Raw genomic sequence first — 19,143 nt, forward strand, 5'->3', positions numbered from 1 at the left:
TATTGTTATATAAGGTAACATAATTTTATGGCCGGCGCTACTTTTTTTAAGACAGGGACAGGCCCATTTTTTCCGGGGACGGGGTATATATAAATGAGTACGTGAGGAGGCTGCGGGAATGAAATTGTGGATCAAAATTGCCTCTTTTGCCTTGATCGCCGCTCTCCTGCTGGTTGTTTGGCATTCTGACCTGGTGGCGGGTATTTTGTCCGGCGATCCGGAGGCTGGACAGGAGGTCTCGGAAAACAGCCGGTATCTGTTTCTGGGTCTGATGCTTCTTTTGATGGTGATTCAAAACCTGTTTACAGTCATTCCGTTTATACTGCTGATCACCATGAATATCGCCATTCTGGGCTTTGCCGGCGGATACCTCTGGAGCTGGGCCACCAGCATCCTGGCGGGAGTGGTTTCGTTTTGGGCCGCGAGATATTGGCTGCAGGATTTCTTCGCCCGGTGGCTTAAGCCCGCCCTCCGGGACCGCATTGAGGACAACGCCTTTTGGGTGGTGTTTATCGGGAGGGTATTCCCCTTTGTCCCCACCAGCGTGGTCAATGTAGCGGCGGGCTTAAGCTCCGTCAGCATGCGGCCGTTCCTCTACGCCACCGTGCTGGGCAACATGATCTATATTTTTGTGCTGGCGCTTGTCCCCCTGGGAATCATGTCAGTGAGGTTCGAGCCGTATATGTATGGCATCATGCTCCTCCTGGCCGTAGTCTCGGCGGTAGGATGGCGGCTGCGGAGAAGCAGGCGCAAACGGAAGGCCGCCGGAGAGGGCGGCGCAGCCCCCGTTGCCGATGAGCCGTCCGCCACGCAGTAAATGCACGGGCACACAAAAAGGGGCTGTCCGAAAATACGCCAAGGTGAATCCATATTCGGCAGAAAGGACCGGGAGGTAAGTTTTTTTTGCAGGAAAACCCGCTTCGGAAGCATACGTCTGCGGACAAGCGGAATCTGGCTAACGAATCTCTCTCACGCTATTTCGCGAAAACGGGCATGATAAAAAATCTAACGAATCTATATCGCCTTATTCGCCTGTTTGAACGCCTTTCGGCGCACATTCGGACAAATAGCGATCCTACGATTCGTTAGATTTCAAACAGGCTCACCTATAGTCATATAGCGATGCATAGATTCGTTAGAGCTTCTCCCGTTTGGCTTTTCGGACAGCCCCTTTTATGTATTGTTGCGGCAGAGAGCCCGCTCCGGTGCGCCCCTCATTGGCCTCCGCTTTTCTTATTCCGCATGGCCGCAATCACCCGCCCCCCTTCTTCTTCGCCTTCCGCAAAGGCGCGGTACCGGGAGGTTTCCATACCGTAGATGGCGATTTTCCCCTCATGGTCATAATGAATCCCATAGCCGTATTTTTTGGGAAGCATGGAGGCCCGCATACACGGATGGGACTTGGCGAACAGCTTTTGCCGGATTTCGCCCTCCCGCTCCCGCAGCTCCACTTCCGTCACCCTCTGATGCCGCACGTGCACCTGATAAATCAGTTCCTTCTCCGTAAAACAATAAGGATGGGCGGACAGCAGCTCATATTCCAGCAATGGTTTGGTTTTCGCCCCGCCCTTCGGCTGCGGCCGGACAGACGAACTCACCGGGCAATCGGGGGAAACGGTAATAAACGTGTTCGTATAGCTCATGCCATCGCTCCATTCACAATCTTGTGTCCAAAAAGGAAACCCTTCATCCCCGCGCACATAATTCCCCTGAATAAGGGAATTGTAAGTTCTGGTAATTCCAGAAGGGAGGATGAATATGCAAACACCTACAGCTAAAGAACTGGGGTACATCGTGGACTCCATGTCCAACGAAGAATTGCTGCTCAAGCAATGCGCCGCAGCGGCCTCCATTACTGCCAATCCGGCCGTGCGCAGCCTGTGCCAGGCCCATGTGCAAACCCATGAGCAGCACCTGCACACCCTGATGAACGCCCTTCATCAAGGGCTGAACAGCGCCAACGGCCAATTTGCCGCCAACCAGCAGCAATTTGCCGGCATGACGCAGCAACACTAATAACGGAAGGAGGGAAAAACATGCATCAGCAAAACCAATTCGGACACTACAACCAGGATCAATTCATGCAACAGCAACAGCAGCAACAACAGCAACAGCAGCAGCAAGCCGCCCAAAATCTTTTGCCCGAAAAGGATTGGCTCTACACCGTCCTCTGCGACCTGAAGCGCACCGCCCGCGAATATGCAACTGCCGTCACCGAAGCCGGTGATGAGTCCCTGCGCAAAATCTTCACCGATCTGCTGAACAGCACCCTGACCATGCAAGGACAGGTCTACACGCTGATGAAGCAAAACAACATGTACAACGCTGCCTCTCCGGCCCAGAGCCAGGAGATCCAGAAGCAAATCCAAACCTACCAAAAATCCGGCCAGGAAACCTTCCAGTTCGCCAAGCAGAAGCTCGGCCAACAAACCCAGCAAGGCATAGCCGGCTCCCAGCAGCATGTATACATGTAAGCAGCCGGCTGCCTAAAGCAAAGCCGCCCCAAACAACAAGCGGGAATCCTAAGGATTCCTGCTTGTTGGCTTATACGCCCTAAGCCTGCCCGCCTTCTTCATACGTCCTCCAGCAATTCCTTCAGCGTAAGGGAGGGCTCAAGCCCCAGCTCCCCCACATACTTCTCCCGCATCTGCCTGTACAGCTCCTCCATGGCCGCGGAGCTTCCTTGACCCCGGAGGTGAAGGAGCAAATCCCGGTAATGGGAGTCGGCATACGGCTCCAGCTCAATACGCTTGCGCAGCACAGCCTCCCTGCGGCTCCCCTTGACTTGCCCGGCTGCATGGTGCAGATATTCCAGGAAGGAGGAGCGGAGCTTGTACCGCCTCGTTTCCGCCCAGCCGTAGCTTTCCTCCTCCAGATAGTCTCCCCGGTACAGCGCCAGCGCCTCGGCTACGCGGCTCCCGCTCCGGTCCGAAGCCAACAGCTGCTCCAGCTCGTCCGCATCGCAGCGCAGGTCCTCACGGCTCATCATGTAGCGCTCATCGGCAAAGGAAACCATCTGGCCGTAGCCGCCCTGCTTCAAGGTATGACGCAGCTGGTAGAGAGAGGTGTGAAACAGCGTCTGGGCCTTCTCCAGCTCCAGCTCCGGCCAGAGGCTGTCCAGAATCCGGTCGCGGTAGACCGGCCCCTTCTGATGCAGGAGAAATGCAAACAGCTCCCGTGTTTTTTTGGTCCGCCACGCCAGCAGAGTTCCCGACTCCCCATACACCTCCAGGCTGCCCAGCACCTTGACCCTTGGTTCAGGCCCTTCAGACAACACGGCTCCCGCCTGGGAAGCCCCGGACCCCCGGCGGGTCTTGTACCGCTCAACAGTACGCGCCAGCCGCTCCAGGGAGACAGGCTTCAGCAGATAATCCATAGCCGAAAGATCGAAGGCTGTCACCGCATACTGCTGGTACGCCGTAACAAATACAATCTCCGCCTCCGGGCAAATCTCCCGGAACCGTTCAAAGGCGGCCAAGCCGCTCATCCCGGGCATCTCGATATCCAGGAAAATCAGATCCGGCTGCTCCGCCGCCGCCGTACCCAGCGCCTCCTTCACCTGGACGCACTTGCCCACCAGCGCAACGCCTTCGATCTCCCCCAGCAAAATCTCCAAAATATCCAAAGCAATCCACTCATCATCCACTACCAGAATCTTGATCATGAGATATACGGCTCCTCCGGAAGCTGGAATGTGAAAACAGTTCCCTCATGCTGCACGCTTTCGATCCACAGGCGTTCCCCGTACAGCATCTGCAGCCGGCGGGAAACATTGCGGATGCCCACCCCCTCCGCTTGGCCAAGCTTGATGGTTTCAAGCCGGTCGGGGGACATCCCGGCGCCGTTGTCCGATACGGTGAAGCATGTCCCGCGGCCCAGCTTTTTCACTTGGATCTCGACCTTGCCGCCCTCGGGCTTCTGGCCGATGCCGTGGCGGACCGCGTTCTCCACCAGCGGCTGAAGCAATAGCGGCGGCATCATGCAATCCGTGTCCGGAGCAATCTCAATGGACACCTGAAGCCTGGACCCGAACCGCAGCTGCTCAATAGCCAGATACGCCCGGACCACCTCCAGCTCATCCTGGAGCGGAACCCGCTCCTGCTGGAAGCTGTAGGTGAATTTGGCGCGCAAATAGGTGGTCAGCTGGTAGATGGTTTCCCGGAGCTTGTCCGGGTCCTTGTAGCTTAAGCCGATCAGGGAATTCAGGCTGTTGTACAGAAAATGGGGGGTGATCTGCGCCTGCAGATATTCCATCTCGCTCTGGACGGCATGCCGGGAGGCACGCTTCATGGCGAGAAGAGATTCGGCCCGGGCGCGGAGCTCCGCCAGCTCAAAGGGCTTTTGCAGGATATCGTTGGTTCCCGCCTCAAACGCCGCCACCACATCCTCCTGTCTGCCGGAGGCCGTCAGCATCAGCACAGGGAGCTCTGCATGGCTGTACCGCTTGCGGAGCTCCCGGCAGATATCCAGCCCGGAGATAACAGGCATCATCAGATCCAGCAGCACCAGCTCCGGCCTGCCCGCCCCCTCCATCCAGACCAGGGCGTCGCCGCCGCTGGTGAAGGCTTTGTAGCCCCAGCCCATGGAAGCGGCAACCTCCATAAGCACCTTCAAATTCGCCTCCTCATCGTCCACCAGGAGAACCAGCCCCTCCTTGCCCGCGGATTCAAACGAGCGGACAGTCCGGGGTCCGGCAGGAGGCTCCGCAGCCGGCAGACCCGCTTCCCCGGTGCTGACCGTACGAACATAAGGCACGGCAGAGCGGGCAATGGGCAGCGTGAAGGTAAAGCAGCTCCCCATGCCGGGCTCCGAGCGGACGGTGATGGCCCCGTCCTGCAGCTCCACCAATTGCCGGGTAATGCTCAAGCCCAGCCCCACACCCGGATTCCAGCCCGCCTCCTCCGCCTGCTGGAAGGGCTGGAAAATCCGGTCCAGCGCTTTGGCGGGAATCCCGCAGCCGGTATCCTCCACCGATATGGCCATCATGCTGCCCTCCACACGGGCGGAGATGCGCACGCAGCCCCGCTCCGTAAATTTGAGGGCATTCTCCGCCAGATTGTGCAGAATCTGCTTCACCCGGTTTTCATCCGCATACAAAAGAGGCAGATCCTCGGCCAGCTCATTCTTGAGCTCCACATTTTTTTTGACCATGGAGACCGCCAGCATATCCAGCACAAGCCGCACCGCCAGCCCCAAATCCACCGCAGTCCGGCGGATGCGGATTTCTCCCGTGCGGATCAGATTCAAATCCATAATATCCTGCACCAGATCGGCCAGCCGCCGGCCGGAGAGATTCAGCATACGGACCTGCTCCCGGTGCGCCGCCGACAGGGGCTCCTTCCGGTCGTCCAGCAGGATTTGGGACAGGTTGATCATCCCGTGCAGCGGCGTCCGCAGCTCGTGGGAGGTCCGGGCGAGAAACTCGTCCTTCTGCTTGTCGTACTCCAGAAGCTGCTCCGACAGGCGGCGGCTCCGGTCCATAATCTGCTGGGCCCGGAAATTGGCCAGGAGCGCCTGGGAGAACACCAGCAAAAGCGGGCTCAGGATGGCAATGGTCGCATTGTCCCGGGCCATCTGGTACCGGAACTGGGCGGATATGGTCGTGACAGACATAAACACCGCCACCAAGGCCAAATACCGGGCCACTGGAGAGCTTCGGGCAAAGCCCCGGTACAGCAAGTAGAAGATGGCCATAAAAGCGATGGCCTGAAGAATCAGGTTGGGCCAAAAGGTCATCCGCAGCGCTTCATTGGGCAGGAGCACCACCATACCGATATAGGCCGCCAGAATCCACGGCAGTCCCCGCCGGATGACTCCCACCTTATCCTGCAGAAAGCTCGACATGTACAGGATAAAAAAGTAAAAGGACAGCACAGCCAGAATAAACAGCAGCTTCTGCAGCCAGATAAACGGCAATTGCGGCACTACAAGCGCTGCCAGAATCTCGTTGTCGATGCTGAAAAAGAACCCCGTAGACAGGCAGAACAGGCTGAGATACATATAATGGCGCTCTGCCCGCCATTGCCTGAACATCCCGGCAAAGTAAAAGCCGAATACCAGCATGGCCGTAACCAGCGCCATATCCTCCAGACGGGACCGGTCCCGGTTGTTCATCACCTGCTTGGCATATCCGAATTCCGGCGCCTGGCTCATCCCGTTTTTGGGCATCAGAATGTAGTTGGACACCTGGATCAGCAGCTCCGTGGTCCCCGCTTCCCCGCGGCCCACCGCAAAAAACGGAAGATTGCTGGGCACAAAATCCCGCTCATTCTCCGCCGTTTCACCGGTGCCGCCCAGACACACCCCATTCAGAAAAACCTTGCTGGACAACCGCACCTTCTTCATCCGCAGCCCGTACATACCCGAGTCCCGGAGCTTGATTTCCAGCCGGTAGGTGCCTGCCCCAATTCCGTTAACCCCGCCTTCGGCCATGTAGCTGTCCCATTTTCCCGGAAGCCTGACCCTTATGCCCTGTCCCGCAAGCTCGGGATTCCGGCGGAAGTCCTCCGGTGTCAGAAGACCGGGATAGAACATCCATTCACCCGACAAGGGAATCGTACCCGCTCCGGCAAAATCCCAATCCGCCGCGTCAAGCACCCCATCTTTAGCCTCGGGGCGGTTATGGGGCGCCGTAATGGCCTGGTACGCATACAGCAGGAGACCGGCCAGTAAAAGGACGCCCATCAGCTTCAGCATGGCGAACTGGCTCTGACGGAGGCGCCCTCCTTCCTTCCGGACTCCGGCTGCCTCTTGTGTCATGCCTCTACCTCCAGCACCAGTCCAACGGGACAGTGGTCGCTGCCCATCACCTCAGGGCAGATGAAGGCCTCCTTCACCTGAGGGGCCAACCGCTCGGACACAAGGAAATAGTCGATCCGCCAGCCCACATTGCGCTCCCTCACCTTCGGCATGTAGGACCACCAGGAATAGGCGTCCTGCCGGTCCGGATGAAGCAGCCGGAAGGTATCCACAAAGCCGGATTCCAGGAGCAGGGTCATTTTCTCCCGCTCTTCATCCGTAAAGCCCGAATTGCCCCGGTTGGACTTGGCATTCTTGATGTCGATCTCCTGATGGGCCACGTTCATATCGCCGCACACCACCACAGGCTTATGCTTGTCCAGCTGCATGAGATAGGCCCGGAAGCGGTCCTCCCACTCCATGCGGAAGGGCAGCCGGGAGAGATCCCTGCGGGCATTGGGCGTATACACGTTCACCAGGTAAAAATCCGCAAATTCCAGCGTCAGCACACGGCCCTCCGGCTCCTCATCCTCCTCCAGCCCGTAGCGAATGGTGAGCGGCCGGACACGGGTAAACACCGCCGTGCCGGAGTAGCCCTTTTTCACCGCATAATTCCAATATTGGCCGTAGGCCTCCCCATGGTCCAGCTCAATCTGCCCTTCCTGGAGCTTAGTCTCCTGCAGGCAGAAAATATCCGCGTCCGCCTCCTGGAAGCGATCCATAAACCCTTTATTGATACAAGCCCGCAGGCCGTTGACATTCCATGACATCAGCTTCATCTCGTCAGACTCCTTTTCTCCATATTATAAGGGAGAAAGCGAGAACGTGGCTATCCCGAAGAATCTGCCACCGGAGGGCCGCCGGGAATCTGCAGCTCCTGTCCGTCCAGCTTCATTTGCTCCATCATGGTCTTCAATTGCCCCTCATCCGCCAAGGAAGTCAGCCCAATATTCAGCGTGCCGGTCAGCTCATTCACATGCAGCTCCTGCACCTTGTACGTAATGTCTCCGTACTGGACAGGCTTCACGGCGTCCACCTGCTCCTTCAACAGCCGGTTGGCCTCCTCCAGCTGGTGCAGCTGCTCCTCCATCCGCAAAAGGCGGCTTTCCAGCTCCGCCTGGCGCTTCTCCAGCCATTCGTTGCGGTGCATCAGACTATGCACCCATTGCTGCCAGACCTGCTGCTCCCCCTGGGGGGCATAATATGCTGCATTCATACGAATCGCCTCCAAGCCGGGGGTTCGCCGGCAAATATTCCGTCCGCATCCGGTCCGTCAGGGGGCGTATAGGAAGAGCCCTGAGTCTGGACGAAGCTGCCCGGGGACTCCTCCTCCGCCTCACCGCCGTGGCTATCGTCCTCCACTGCTCCTATGGCGCCCCCGGCTCCAATCGGCTCCAGTGCGCCTGCTTCCTGCGCAGCGCCTGCGGGCTGGTCATCCCCGGTGGTCTGGGTAATAACGGTGGATTGGTTCCGGGTCAGAATGGTATTGCCGATATTCAACGAACCGATGCTGGCAATGGAATTCACTTTAATGTTGTGGATATAAAAGTTCATGGGAGAGTACCTCCTAAAGGCATTTGCCGATTCGCTCCAGGCCGGAATTATCCGATCACTCCATTGTTCATGGCATTGGTGGGCTGATCCTCGCCGTCGGGATCATTCACCAGGTTATTGTCCACGTTGAGGGACGGGCTGGCGTCGCCCATGATGGTGTTGCCCCCTACCGCCTTTTGGTTGGCGGCATTGTTGCTGAACAGATTGTCGCCAAAATTGACAGCGCCGCCGTTGGACACATTATTGATGCGGATATTAAAAATGTTGTACACATTCGGGCACAAGGTTCCACCTTCTGTCTTTCGGGCAGCAGCCTGGAACTGCTTGCCGGAGTATTCATGCGTAGTGTATGCGCCGGTCTGGGCGGATGTTCCGGTTGGCAAGCCGGCACAGATGCGCTATTGACAAAGCAGCTACTACGTGTTACTTTATAGCAGTAGTAAGTATTACTTGATACCAGTGGTACAGAATAGCAGGGAGTGGATTGCGCTGGAAAACCTGACGGAAATGCTCAAAGGGGTGCTGGAGGGCTGTGTCCTTGAAATTATAAGCCGCCAAGAAACCTACGGCTACGAAATCACACGGCGGCTGAACGCCCTCGGCTTTACAGATGTGGTGGAGGGAACGGTGTACACCATCCTGATCCGGCTTGAAAAAAACAGGCTGGTGGAGGTCGCCAAAAAACCCTCTGACATGGGGCCGCCGCGAAAATTTTTCACACTCAACGAAGCGGGGCATGAGGAGCTGCGGAGATTCTGGGATAAGTGGGAGTTTGTATCCTCAAAAATGAACGAGTTAAAGGAGGAAATATAATGAACTTTTGGGATCTGATCACGGGAAACGACATGACTAAGGAAATGAAAGCTTTTGATTCGCGAGCCAAAAAGCTGCCGGCTGATTATCAAGCGGCATGGGAAAAAATAAATGCCAATCTTTGGCCGCACTCCGATTTCACCGGCCGCAACCTTATGCCAATTCTCGACGGTGTGCTTGGCCTGCTGGAAGAATCGGCGGCGGACGAGCAGAGTGTCCAGGAGGTGTTGGGCGACGATATCAAGGGCTTCTGTTCAGCCTTGGCCGGTGAAGAAGGGGCAAAGTCTGTCCGCGACAAGTGGCGCGAGCAGCTCAACAATAATATTGCCAAAAAATTAGGCAAATAGGAGGAGGGCCACATGAAAATACGAGATATCATCGAAGGCAAAAGAGAGTGGCGGGCGCACGTCGCGCGGGTCAAGGCGCTCCCGCAGGATTATCAGATTGCTTACAAGGAAATCCAAAAATATCTCTTTAAGGTGGGCCCTGTTGAGCTGACCGAAGGGACAGGTTTGCTTTCGGGGATTGTCGATCTTTTTGAAGAGGGCGCGGCCTCGGGGAAAGGCGTGCTAGAGGTGACGGGCAGTGACGTAGCGGCTTTCTGCGACGATCTAATCAAGGATTCCAAAACTTACGCTGACCTCTACCAAGAATCTGTTGGCCAAGAAGTGAACAAGGCCATGAAAAAGGCTACGGACAAAACAAAGTAAAGGGGGGATATCCGGATGGAAAAAGCAATTGAAGTGAAAGGCTTGCGAAAATCCTTCAAGGACATAGAAGTTCTAAAGGGCGTGGATTTCGAAGTGAGGCGCGGCGATATTTTTGCCATGCTCGGCTCCAACGGCGCAGGCAAAACAACGATTATCAAAATCCTCAGCACACTGCTTAAGCAGGATGGCGGCACCGCCGTGATAAACGGCTTTGACGTTGCGGCAAAGCCCGGCCATGTACGGCAGTCCATCAGCCTGACGGGACAGTTTGCCGCCGTGGACGAAATATTGACCGGCCGGGAAAATTTGATCATGATCGCAAAGCTGCGGCATCTGGAGCACCCGCGTCAAGTTGCGGACGATTTGCTGAACCGCTTCGGCCTGACCGGGGCTGCCCACCGCAGGGCGTCCACGTATTCCGGCGGTATGCGCCGCAGGCTGGATATCGCCATGAGCCTGATCGGAAAACCGCAGCTCATTTTCCTCGACGAGCCGACCACAGGGCTTGACCCCGAGGCGCGTTTGGAGACTTGGAGGATTGTGAAGGAGCTTGCCGACGGGGGCACAACGGTATTCCTGACCACTCAGTATTTGGAGGAGGCCGAACAGCTGGCCGACCGAATTGCCATTTTGCATGAGGGCAGAATTATTGCCAATGGCACGCTGGAGGAGCTGAAAAAGCTGTTCCCGCCCGCGAAGACGGAGTATGTGGAGAAGCAGCCTTCATTGGAGGAAATTTTCCTTGCAATCACCGGTAAAAAGGAGGTTATGGCACAATGAATGAACATTTTTTCAGCGATATGGGCATGATGCTCGGACGCTCCATGCGCCATATTCTGCGGAGCATGGACACCATCTTCACGGTTTGCATCACTCCGATTGCCATGATGCTGCTGTTCGTCTATGTCTTCGGCGGCGCAATCGAAAGCGGGGCGGACAACTATGTGAACTACCTGCTGCCGGGTATTCTGCTGATTGCCGTTGCCAGCGGCATATCCTATACAGCCTACCGCCTGTTTCTGGATAAGCAGCGGGGCATCATTGAGCGGTTCCACTCCATGCCGGTTGCCCGTTCCTCCGTGCTGTGGGGGCATGTGCTGACCTCGGTGGTATCCAACGTCATATCCATTGCCGTCATCATTCTGGTAGCGCTCATTATGGGCTTCCGTTCATCGGCGGGAATACTGTCCTGGCTTGCCATCGCCGGCATACTGGTGCTGTTCACGCTGGCGTTGACCTGGGTCGCGGCGATTGCCGGACTGTCCGCGAAATCGATGGAGGGTGCTACCGCATTCTCCTATCCATTAATCTTTCTCCCGTTTATCAGCTCGGCCTTTGTGCCGACGGAAACCATGCCGTCCGTCGTACGCGCCTTTGCCGAAAACCAGCCGGTGACCTCCATCGTTGAAACCATCCGTGCGCTGTTATCCAGCCAACCGGCAGGCCATGATATCTGGGCAGCCCTGGCGTGGTGCTTGGGGATACTGATTGCCGCCTATCTATTTGCAGTGCGCGTCTACAAATCCCAATCCAGCCACAGCTAAGCCGATAAACACCCCACATATATGAGAAAAGCAGCCTCATGAATAGCTTGAGGCTGCTTTTTTTGATTCGTTAACCGGTCCTTACAGCCGGGTCATCGGCTCGATCCGGTAATGGCTGCCGCTCTCCGCGGCGCCCGTTTCCGTAACGGTCCAGCCGTAGGAAATGACGGACAACAAACGGCTGTGCTGCTCTGCGGTCAGCGTGACCAGAATGGCTTCCTGGCCCGGCTCCGCCACAACCTCGGGCTCGGCCTTCAGCGCCAGCAGAATCCAGTTGGACAGCCCCCGCAGGGTATTGAACTTGATCCGGTACCCCTGGCGGACGGCGGCTTCCACCGTATCGAAATCCGCCGCGGCGGTGTCCAGCAGGTTCTGGTAATTGAACTTGAACTTGCTGGTATCCTCCGGCACGTCGCCCTCCCGCACCCGGCGCAAAAGCTCGTCGGCGGACCAGCCGTAGCCCTTCAGGGATTCCAGCAGCAGCGCATCCCATTGGGAAAGGCGCACCAAGTCCTGTGTGTTGTTCTTAGATGATGCCATAAGTGATCACTCCGTCAAACTTATTTGCTTGCTTTGTACTTGGCCAGGAAGTCCTTCACCTTGGCAGGATCGGCCTTCACCTCAAGACCGGTTTTCACCAGCGGGCTGACAGTGGAGACGGCCTTGATCTTGTTGTTTTTGTAATAGGCCAGGAATTCATCCTGATTGATGGAATACAGCACGGCCTTCCGCAGGTCGGCGCTCTTGGCTACCTCGCGGTTCTTGGTATTGAACAGCAGGTAGGATACCGCGTTGCTGGGCATGGTTTGCAGAGAAAGCTTGGTGTCGCCCTTCACCACATCATACTTGTTTTCCGGCACGCTGTAGAACAGGTGGATTTCGCCGCTGCGCAGGGCGGACAGGGTGCTGTCCATGTCCTTAATAAAGCGGACCTTGATGTTGTTGACCTTCGGCTCGTTGGCGGTACCCTTCATGTAAGCCGGGTTCTTGTAGAAGTTGGCTTCATAGTCGGTTTTGGAGGACAGGATGTACGGGCCGCTGGTGTACAGGGTATTGTTGTACTTCGCGCCTTCCGTCACCGTATTTTGATCGCCGTAAGGAATATCCTTGTTCGGGTCAAATTTGGCTACATCATAGGTATTGATGGCTTCCACTTGCTTCTTGGAGACGATACCCGCGGATTGGTGGGCCAGATAGTTCAGCACCTGCGGGAAGGGTTTGGTGGTGGTCAGCTTGATGACCTGGTATTTGCCTTCCTTGTTGTTGGACTCCTTCTTGTCGGAGACAAGGGCTGCAATCTTCGCCGGCAGACCCTTCTCCAGGCCGGCTTTCACGGTATCGCCGCTGCCCGAAATCTTCACGCTGTCCAGGGCAGCCGCATCGGTCACCAGTTCCACCTTGGAAATATGCTCATGCAGGGTATAGGTGCGGTGGTTGGGCACGGAATTTTTGTCCTTGGCCCGCAGCAGGGAGAAGATCACATCGTCTCCGCCTACCCGCTCGCCGGTATCCACAGCCAGCTTATCCTTGATGGCGGCGAAGTTGATATCGTCGCGGAGGATGAAGTAATATTCGGAGTTGCCTTCGGCAATGGCGAAGTTGTAGGACAGGGAGCCTTCAGCCGTCAGCTTGTCGTCGTCGGTAAGGTTCAACAGACGGACGTACTGGTTGGTGTTGATAATATTGATGGAGCCGTCATTGCCCTTGATGGGGTCCAGGGAGGTCAAGGTCGGCATAGTGGATTGCAGGATGATGGGGTCCTTGGCCCGCTTGGAGGTATCCTTGAAGTCCAGCGCCTCCCAAGGCAGGGAACGGGATTTGGACAGCCGCACGGTATCCTTGTTCAGGACCTCCTGATTGAAGGCCTGGGATTTCACGGAATTGTACAAGGGCGCAATGTAGGCTTTATCGAAAACCAGCTTTTGCTCCAGCTGCTTGTAGGTTTCGGCATATTGCTCCGGCGTTTGGGTGGAAGCCGTGTCCACCAGGGTATCAATTTCCGGATCGGACATAATGCTGTAGTCGCCGCCGGTTTTGAACAGGGAACGGACGGCATAGTCGGGGTTGCCTGTTACGGTAGTCCAGCTGGAGATGGCAATGTCAAAATTGCCGGCGTCCTGCTGAGCCTTAAAGGTGCCGTAATCCGGCTGAAGGTTCAGCTTGACGTTGAAGCCGTTTTTGGTCAGTTGGTCGCGGATGATGTTGACATCGGCTTCGTTGGAGTTTTGGGCCAGCAGTTCAATATCCACCGGAGTGGTATCCACCGGCGCTCCGGAAGGAGAGGCGGTTTGTTCAGCCGTCTTGTCTTTGGTGCTCAAGGTGCAGGCACTGGCAACCAGCGACAAGCTGAGCGCTGCGGCAATAGCCAAATTTCCCTTTTTCATGATTCGTTTCCCTCCTGATTGAATTGTGTTTATCTATGAACGCACATTCACTTTTTATACATGAATGCGGATTCCGGTAATCAGAGACTGCTCCTTAGTCCAGCTTCGGGTCAAGGGCATCCCGCAGACCGTCCCCCAGGAAGTTGAAGGACAGAACCAACAGAATAATGGCCAGACCCGGGTAGATGGCGGTAAAAGAATGAGTCTCCAGATAGGCGCTGCCCACCTTCAATATGTTGCCCCATTCGGGAATATGCGGCTCCACGCCAAGGCCCAGAAAGCTTAGGCTGCTGGTGGAAATGACGGCGGTGCCGATGGTGAGAGTGGCTTTGACGATCATCGGCGCCATGGAGTTGGGCACAATGTGCTTGAACAGAATCGCCGCGTCGCCGGAGCCGAAGGCCCTGGCCGCCTGGACATACTCCAGGGTGGAGACCATCATCACATTGGCCCGCATGGTCCGGGCATAGGTGGGAATGGCTCCCACGGACAAGGCCAGAATCAAATTGGCGGTGCTGGCGCCAAAGGCGGCAATAATGGCAATGGCCAGCAGGATGCCGGGAATGGCGTACAGTATATCCAGCACCCGCATGATCACATTATCGGTAGTCCGGCCGTAGTAGCCGGAAACCGCCCCCAGGACGCCGCCCGCAATAAAGGGAATAAGGGTGGAGAGAATGCCGACGGCAAGGGAAATCCGTGCGCCGAAGACGATGCGCGAGAATAGGTCCCTTCCGAAATTATCGGTGCCCATGGGATACATCAGGGACGGGGCATGCAGGATATTGCTGTAATTATTCTCAATGGCCATGCCGTAATCGAAGGTCAGATAGCTGCATACGGCAAGGGAGGCCAGGAATCCGACGAAAAACAGGCCCAGCATGGAGGTGGAGCTGCGGGAAAGCTTGGCGACAATATCGCTTAGCTTGGAGCCGGAGGTATAGCCCTTGTCCCGGAGCCGCGACATTAAGAGCAGCGACAGGAACAGGGCGAACAGATTGCCGGTGGCGGCCGTTGCCAGAAGCAGCACGGCAATCCCCCACATCCAAGGAGGCAGCCGGCTGTCGTCGTCATGGCGGGCAATTGCCAAAAGCGCGATAAGCTGGAGCACTGCGGCGAGAAGCAGCAGGCCCATCCCCATCAGGAAGGTATCGGCCACATACGGCTTGAACATATTCAGCGTCGATACGGCGAATACGAATAGGGTGATCAGCAGGGTATAGCCTGCCAGAATGTAAGCCGGGCTTTTGCGCCGTTTGATCAGCTGGTACGCTGCAATGGCAACAAACAGATTGCCCGTCAGCACACTGAGCAAAAGCCCCCAGCCAAGACGCCGGGTGGAGGTCCGGATGGCGCCGTCCGCCAGCAGGTCCCGCCGGATCAGCCGGTTTACGCCCAGCTGGAGCAGACCAAACAACAGATACACAGCCGCAAGGGATGTCCAGAGGGGCCTCAACGCCCCTGCCGTCCAATCGATGCCGCTTATAAAGAACACTGCCGCCAATGCCAGTGAAACAATCCCGGCGAAGCTGGCCTGGGCGTATTCCGGCGCAGAGGCAAGGCGGAAGTGAATTTCCTGGTTGGATAATGGAGAGGCTGTTTTTGTGATCATTTGTTGGTTCACCTGCCTTTAGTATTGCCTCATTTTGGAGCGAATTCGCGGATCGGCCAGAGCATAGAAAATATCAATGACCATGTTGACCACGGAAATGGCAATGGCGGTATAAACAACGCCCCCCATGATTCCCGGAATATCGGGTATAAACTGCTTATCCACGATATAGCTGCCGATGCCGCTGATATTGAATACCTTCTCGGTTACCGCGGCGCCTCCCAGCATACCGCCGAACTGCAATCCCACCACCGTAACAATGGGGATCAGGGCATTGCCCATAGCATGGCGCCACAGCACCTGGCGGTTGGACAATCCTTTGGCCCGGGCGGTCACGATGTAATCCTCATGAATCACTTCCAGGATAGAGGAGCGGGTCATCCGCGCCACGGCGGCGGTCAGGCCTGTGCCCAGCACCACCACCGGCATTATCATGGACAGCCAGTTGGCGGGGTTGTAGGTGGCCGGAAGCCAATGCAGCTTGATGGCAAAGGTCAGAATGAAGATCAGGCCCTGCCAGAAGTTAGGAATGGACAGCCCCAGGAGCGCGATGAACATCAGGGTATAATCCAGGAATGAGTTGGACTTGGTTGCAGAAATGATCCCCACCGGCAGCGCGATGAGCACAGAAACCAATGTGGCGATGGCCGTCAGGGTCATGGTCACCGGGAACTTGTTGGCGATGGCCACCGTAACCTCTTCATTGCCCTGGAAGGATCTGCCCAGATCGAAGGTCAGAATCCCCTTGATGGTATCCCACAGCTGAACCAGATAGGGCTGATCCAGGCCGTACAGCTTGTTGAAGGCGGCAATCTGCTCCGCCGTGGCCGTCTCCCCGATAATATTGGCCGCCGGATTCATCGGCGAAATGTAGAGGATGGTGAAGACCAGAAACGCCACCCCGAAGATAACAAAAACCGTCATCAGAAGCCGTTCCGCGATATATTTCAGATACGGGTTGCTGTAGATTGCCATCAAGAGATACATCAGCAGGCCGGGAATGAGGGATACTGCAAGAAACAGCGGACTTGCCGCCAGCTCCCCGAAGGTGCCTGCAAAGGAAGTGCCCGATTTGCCGCCCGGCATCCGCTCCAGCTCGCGCTCAATCCGGTCCTGCAGCCGTTCCCGGGCAATCTGCCGGGCTTCCCTCTCCAGCTTCTCCGGATTTTCCGTTTGCCCAAAAAAGCGGTATTTCTTCACCAGCTGCCCGCGGGCCTCTTCCAGCAGCCGTTCCGGCTCCCCCTCCGCCTGCAGCCGGCGCTGCAGCTCCCTGCGCCTCCCGCTGTAGCCGCTTTGCTTCCGGCGGTGCAGATAAATGAAAAACACCACCGCATTCACCGGCGCTCCCAAAAGAAGGAGCAGATAGCGGTAGGCAGGATGCAATAGCATTTTTGAATAGATTTCCGCCAGCCGGCCGGCCGGACGGGTACCCGATGCAGTCATGTCTGCGGACATGTTTTCAACGCCCCGTTTCTCCTCAAAAAATTATATTTGCAAACAATTCTAATAATTCCCATAGAGTTACAAGGTTTAAGGATTAAAACATCCCTTATCCATACTTGTGCATGGACCAATTTTGAAGAATTATAAAACTTTTATTTCATCATTTTATAATATCCGTGATACAATTACCAATATATTTTTATGCAGGTCAAAAAAATTTTTTCGAAAATCCATTATAGATGTGCAGGTGAAAGCATGGACACGTTGTTGAAGGTAGAAGGTTTATCTGTTTCGTTCTTTACCCGGGACAAGGAAGTGGAAGCGGTGCGGAATGTCAGCTTCCAGGTGGGACGCGGAGAAACCCTTGGCATCGTGGGCGAATCCGGCAGCGGCAAAAGTGTGACGGCCCGCACCATTATGCGGCTCCTGCCGTCTCCTCCCTCCATGGTCAAGGCGGGGAAGGTGCTGTTCTGCGGCCAGAATCTGGCCGACAAATCTCCCCAGGAGATGGAGGCCATCCGCGGACGGGATATTGGCATGATCTTTCAGGACCCCATGTCCTCCCTGAATCCCACCATACGGATCGGCCGGCAAATTGAAGAAAGCCTCATCAAGCACCGGGGCTTGTCCGCCCAGGAGGCCCGCCGGGAAGGGCTGGAGATGCTCCGGATGGTGGGCATCCCAAACAGCGATACCCGCTATATGCAGTATCCCCATGAATTCTCGGGCGGTATGCGCCAGCGGGTGATGATTGCCATCGCCCTGGCCTGCCGGCCTTCCCTGCTTATTGCCGACGAACCCACCACTGCCCTGGATGTGACCATTCAGGCGCAGATTCTCCACCAGATGAAGGAGCTGCAGCGGCAGCTGGGCACCTCGATTATTCTCATTACCCACGATCTCTCCGTGGTGGCCGGCATGTGCAACCGGGTGGTGGTCATGAAGGAAGGGGAGATTGTGGAGGAAGGGACGACGGAGGAGATTTTTGCCGCTCCCAAACATCCCTACACGCAAAATCTGCTGAATGCCCTGCCCCGCCTGGACGAGAAAAAACGGCCCAAACCCGCTCCCGCCATGATCCGGTCGGAGGGGAACCAGCCGCTGCTGGAGGTGCGCTCTCTCCGGCAATATTTTGACATGGGGAAAGGCCAGATTGTAAAGGCGGTCAACGACATCAGCTTTGATATCCGCGCCGGCGAAACTCTGGGTGTGGTGGGCGAATCCGGCAGCGGCAAGTCCACCACCGGACGGGCCATTCTCCGGCTGAATGAACCCAGCGGCGGCGAGGTGCTGTTCAAGGGCATCCCCTTGAACCGGCTGAACCGCAAGGAAATGAAGATCATGCGCCGCCATATGCAGATGATCTTCCAGGACCCCTACGCTTCCCTTAACCCGCGGCTGCGGGTGGCGGATATTATCGGCGAGGCGCTGGATGTCCACGGCATGACCAGCGGCAAGCAGGCCCGCCAGAAGCGGGTGGAGGAGCTCCTGGAGATGGTGGGTTTAAGCGCCTCCCATGCGCCGCGCTATCCCCACGAGTTCTCCGGAGGCCAGCGGCAGCGGATCGGCATCGCCCGCACTCTGGCGGTGGAGCCGGAGTTTATTGTCTGCGACGAGCCCCTGTCGGCCTTGGATGTGTCTATCCAGTCGCAGATTGTCAAGCTCCTGGAGGAGCTGCAGCAGCGGCTGGGCCTCACTTATCTGTTCATCGCCCATGACCTGTCCATGGTCAAGCATATCAGCGACCGGGTGGCGGTGATGTACAAGGGCAAGATTGTGGAGCTGGCGGAAAGCGAGGAGCTGTACGCCAACCCGCTCCATTCGTATACCAAGTCCCTGCTGGCGGCGATTCCCGTGCCCGACCCTGCCGTGGAAAAGAAGAAAACCTTCGCCGTGCCGACGGAAGCCGCCAAGGCCGACCCGTACAGCCTGGAGCATTCCCGCTTTGTGGAGGCCCGTCCCGGACATTGGGTGGCGGTGGCGGCGGGCGAGTAACGCTGCATGAAGGGCAGCCAATAGCGGAGGCTTGCGGGGAGCCATTCTGGAGGCTACCCCGATTACGGCATGGGAGCAACGGAGCAGCGCAGCAGAATTACCGAGGTACGGGAGCACGGAACAGCGCAGTGGAATTACCGGAGTACCAGGAGCAACGGGGCAGCGTAGCGGTATTACCGGAGTACAGGAGGAACGGGGCAGCATGGCGGAACTACGAGGGTACAGGAGCAGCGGAACTGAGCGGCTCTTAAAGCGGCTTTGGAGGCTTATTCGTGTTCCAAGCGGAACTAAGAAGCCCTTATCGCCTGCCGCAGCCTCATTCCCCCTCATTTTTGACGCGCAAGTGGGCA

General features: G+C 56.7%; 20 protein-coding genes. 9 read left to right on the plus strand and 11 right to left on the minus strand.

Translation table 11 applies throughout. From position 1 onward, the window contains the following. Positions 1-118: 118 nt before the first annotated feature. Positions 119-817: a TVP38/TMEM64 family protein gene (locus tag DQG13_RS18160; protein WP_113021205.1), complete on the plus strand. Its 699-nt coding sequence runs from the start codon at positions 119-121 to the stop codon at positions 815-817. Positions 818-1,214: 397 nt separating this feature from the next. Here the strand turns inward: DQG13_RS18160 and DQG13_RS18165 are convergent, their stop codons facing one another. Then, complete coding sequence (locus DQG13_RS18165) at positions 1,215-1,643, minus strand: DUF6157 family protein (RefSeq protein ID WP_113021206.1); 429 nt, start codon at positions 1,641-1,643, stop codon at positions 1,215-1,217. A 115-nt stretch (positions 1,644-1,758) separates the two neighbouring features. On the opposite strand from DQG13_RS18165, the gene DQG13_RS18170 reads away from it, so the two are divergent. Both DQG13_RS18170 and DQG13_RS18175 read left to right on the plus strand, forming a co-directional pair. Beyond that, complete coding sequence (locus DQG13_RS18170) at positions 1,759-2,016, plus strand: hypothetical protein (protein WP_397333994.1); 258 nt, start codon at positions 1,759-1,761, stop codon at positions 2,014-2,016. Between the two features lie 20 nt (positions 2,017-2,036). Beyond that, positions 2,037-2,474, plus strand: a complete 438-nt coding sequence (locus DQG13_RS18175; RefSeq protein ID WP_113021207.1) for a spore coat protein — start codon at positions 2,037-2,039, stop codon at positions 2,472-2,474. A gap of 98 nt (positions 2,475-2,572) precedes the next feature. Here the strand turns inward: DQG13_RS18175 and DQG13_RS18180 are convergent, their stop codons facing one another. Genes DQG13_RS18180 through DQG13_RS18205 form a run of 6 tightly spaced genes read right to left on the minus strand, consistent with a single transcriptional unit; the run spans position 2,573 to position 8,576 of the window. After that, complete coding sequence (locus tag DQG13_RS18180) at positions 2,573-3,664, minus strand: response regulator (RefSeq protein ID WP_113021208.1); 1,092 nt, start codon at positions 3,662-3,664, stop codon at positions 2,573-2,575. After that, positions 3,661-6,759: an ATP-binding protein gene (locus DQG13_RS18185; protein ID WP_113021209.1), complete on the minus strand. Its 3,099-nt coding sequence runs from the start codon at positions 6,757-6,759 to the stop codon at positions 3,661-3,663. The genes DQG13_RS18180 and DQG13_RS18185 overlap by 4 nt, the downstream gene beginning before the upstream one ends. Beyond that, positions 6,756-7,517, minus strand: coding sequence for an exodeoxyribonuclease III (locus DQG13_RS18190; protein ID WP_113021210.1), 762 nt, complete (start codon positions 7,515-7,517; stop codon positions 6,756-6,758). Before DQG13_RS18190 ends, DQG13_RS18185 begins: the two co-directional genes overlap by 4 nt. A 50-nt stretch (positions 7,518-7,567) precedes the next feature. Further along, on the minus strand, positions 7,568-7,954 hold the full coding sequence (gerPC, locus tag DQG13_RS18195; protein WP_113021211.1) for a spore germination protein GerPC: 387 nt from the start codon (positions 7,952-7,954) through the stop codon (positions 7,568-7,570). Further along, a complete protein-coding gene (locus DQG13_RS18200) occupies positions 7,951-8,292 on the minus strand; it encodes a hypothetical protein (RefSeq protein WP_113021212.1) in 342 nt (113 codons plus the stop codon). The genes gerPC and DQG13_RS18200 overlap by 4 nt, the downstream gene beginning before the upstream one ends. A 47-nt stretch (positions 8,293-8,339) precedes the next feature. Further along, entirely contained in the window at positions 8,340-8,576 is a 237-nt protein-coding gene (locus DQG13_RS18205) for a spore germination protein (RefSeq protein WP_113021213.1), read from the minus strand. Between the two features lie 223 nt (positions 8,577-8,799). Here DQG13_RS18205 and DQG13_RS18210 point away from each other — a divergent pair, with 223 nt between their 5' ends. The 5 genes from DQG13_RS18210 to DQG13_RS18230 are packed head-to-tail and all read left to right on the plus strand — an operon-like array spanning position 8,800 to position 11,359. Beyond that, complete coding sequence (locus DQG13_RS18210; protein WP_113021251.1) at positions 8,800-9,105, plus strand: PadR family transcriptional regulator; 306 nt, start codon at positions 8,800-8,802, stop codon at positions 9,103-9,105. Beyond that, entirely contained in the window at positions 9,105-9,452 is a 348-nt protein-coding gene (locus tag DQG13_RS18215; protein ID WP_113021214.1) for a DUF1048 domain-containing protein, read from the plus strand. Before DQG13_RS18210 ends, DQG13_RS18215 begins: the two co-directional genes overlap by 1 nt. A 12-nt stretch (positions 9,453-9,464) precedes the next feature. Beyond that, positions 9,465-9,815, plus strand: coding sequence for a DUF1048 domain-containing protein (locus tag DQG13_RS18220; protein ID WP_113021215.1), 351 nt, complete (start codon positions 9,465-9,467; stop codon positions 9,813-9,815). A gap of 15 nt (positions 9,816-9,830) precedes the next feature. After that, positions 9,831-10,595 carry an ABC transporter ATP-binding protein gene (locus DQG13_RS18225; RefSeq protein WP_113021216.1) on the plus strand — a complete coding sequence of 255 codons (765 nt, stop codon included), beginning with the start codon at positions 9,831-9,833 and terminating at the stop codon, positions 10,593-10,595. Further along, positions 10,592-11,359, plus strand: a complete 768-nt coding sequence (locus DQG13_RS18230) for an ABC transporter permease (RefSeq protein WP_113021217.1) — start codon at positions 10,592-10,594, stop codon at positions 11,357-11,359. Before DQG13_RS18225 ends, DQG13_RS18230 begins: the two co-directional genes overlap by 4 nt. Positions 11,360-11,440: 81 nt before the next feature. On the opposite strand, the gene DQG13_RS18235 is transcribed toward DQG13_RS18230, so the two are convergent. The 4 genes from DQG13_RS18235 to DQG13_RS18250 all read right to left on the minus strand — a co-directional run bounded on the left by DQG13_RS18235 (position 11,441) and on the right by DQG13_RS18250 (position 16,810). After that, the gene (locus DQG13_RS18235; protein WP_113021218.1) at positions 11,441-11,899 is read right to left on the minus strand and encodes a hypothetical protein; all 459 of its coding nucleotides are present in this window, start codon (positions 11,897-11,899) and stop codon (positions 11,441-11,443) included. A gap of 20 nt (positions 11,900-11,919) precedes the next feature. Continuing rightward, on the minus strand, positions 11,920-13,743 hold the full coding sequence (locus tag DQG13_RS18240; RefSeq protein WP_113021219.1) for an ABC transporter substrate-binding protein: 1,824 nt from the start codon (positions 13,741-13,743) through the stop codon (positions 11,920-11,922). A 94-nt stretch (positions 13,744-13,837) separates the two neighbouring features. Next, positions 13,838-15,355: an ABC transporter permease gene (locus tag DQG13_RS18245; RefSeq protein ID WP_113021220.1), complete on the minus strand. Its 1,518-nt coding sequence runs from the start codon at positions 15,353-15,355 to the stop codon at positions 13,838-13,840. A gap of 18 nt (positions 15,356-15,373) precedes the next feature. Beyond that, complete coding sequence (locus DQG13_RS18250) at positions 15,374-16,810, minus strand: ABC transporter permease (protein ID WP_113021221.1); 1,437 nt, start codon at positions 16,808-16,810, stop codon at positions 15,374-15,376. Positions 16,811-17,053: 243 nt separating this feature from the next. On the opposite strand from DQG13_RS18250, the gene DQG13_RS18255 reads away from it, so the two are divergent. After that, complete coding sequence (locus tag DQG13_RS18255) at positions 17,054-18,793, plus strand: ABC transporter ATP-binding protein (protein WP_113021222.1); 1,740 nt, start codon at positions 17,054-17,056, stop codon at positions 18,791-18,793. Positions 18,794-19,143: the final 350 nt, after the last annotated feature.

Origin of the sequence: Paenibacillus sp. YN15 (genome assembly GCF_003285005.1) — a bacterium.
Lineage (GTDB): Bacteria > Bacillota > Bacilli > Paenibacillales > NBRC-103111 > Paenibacillus_AR.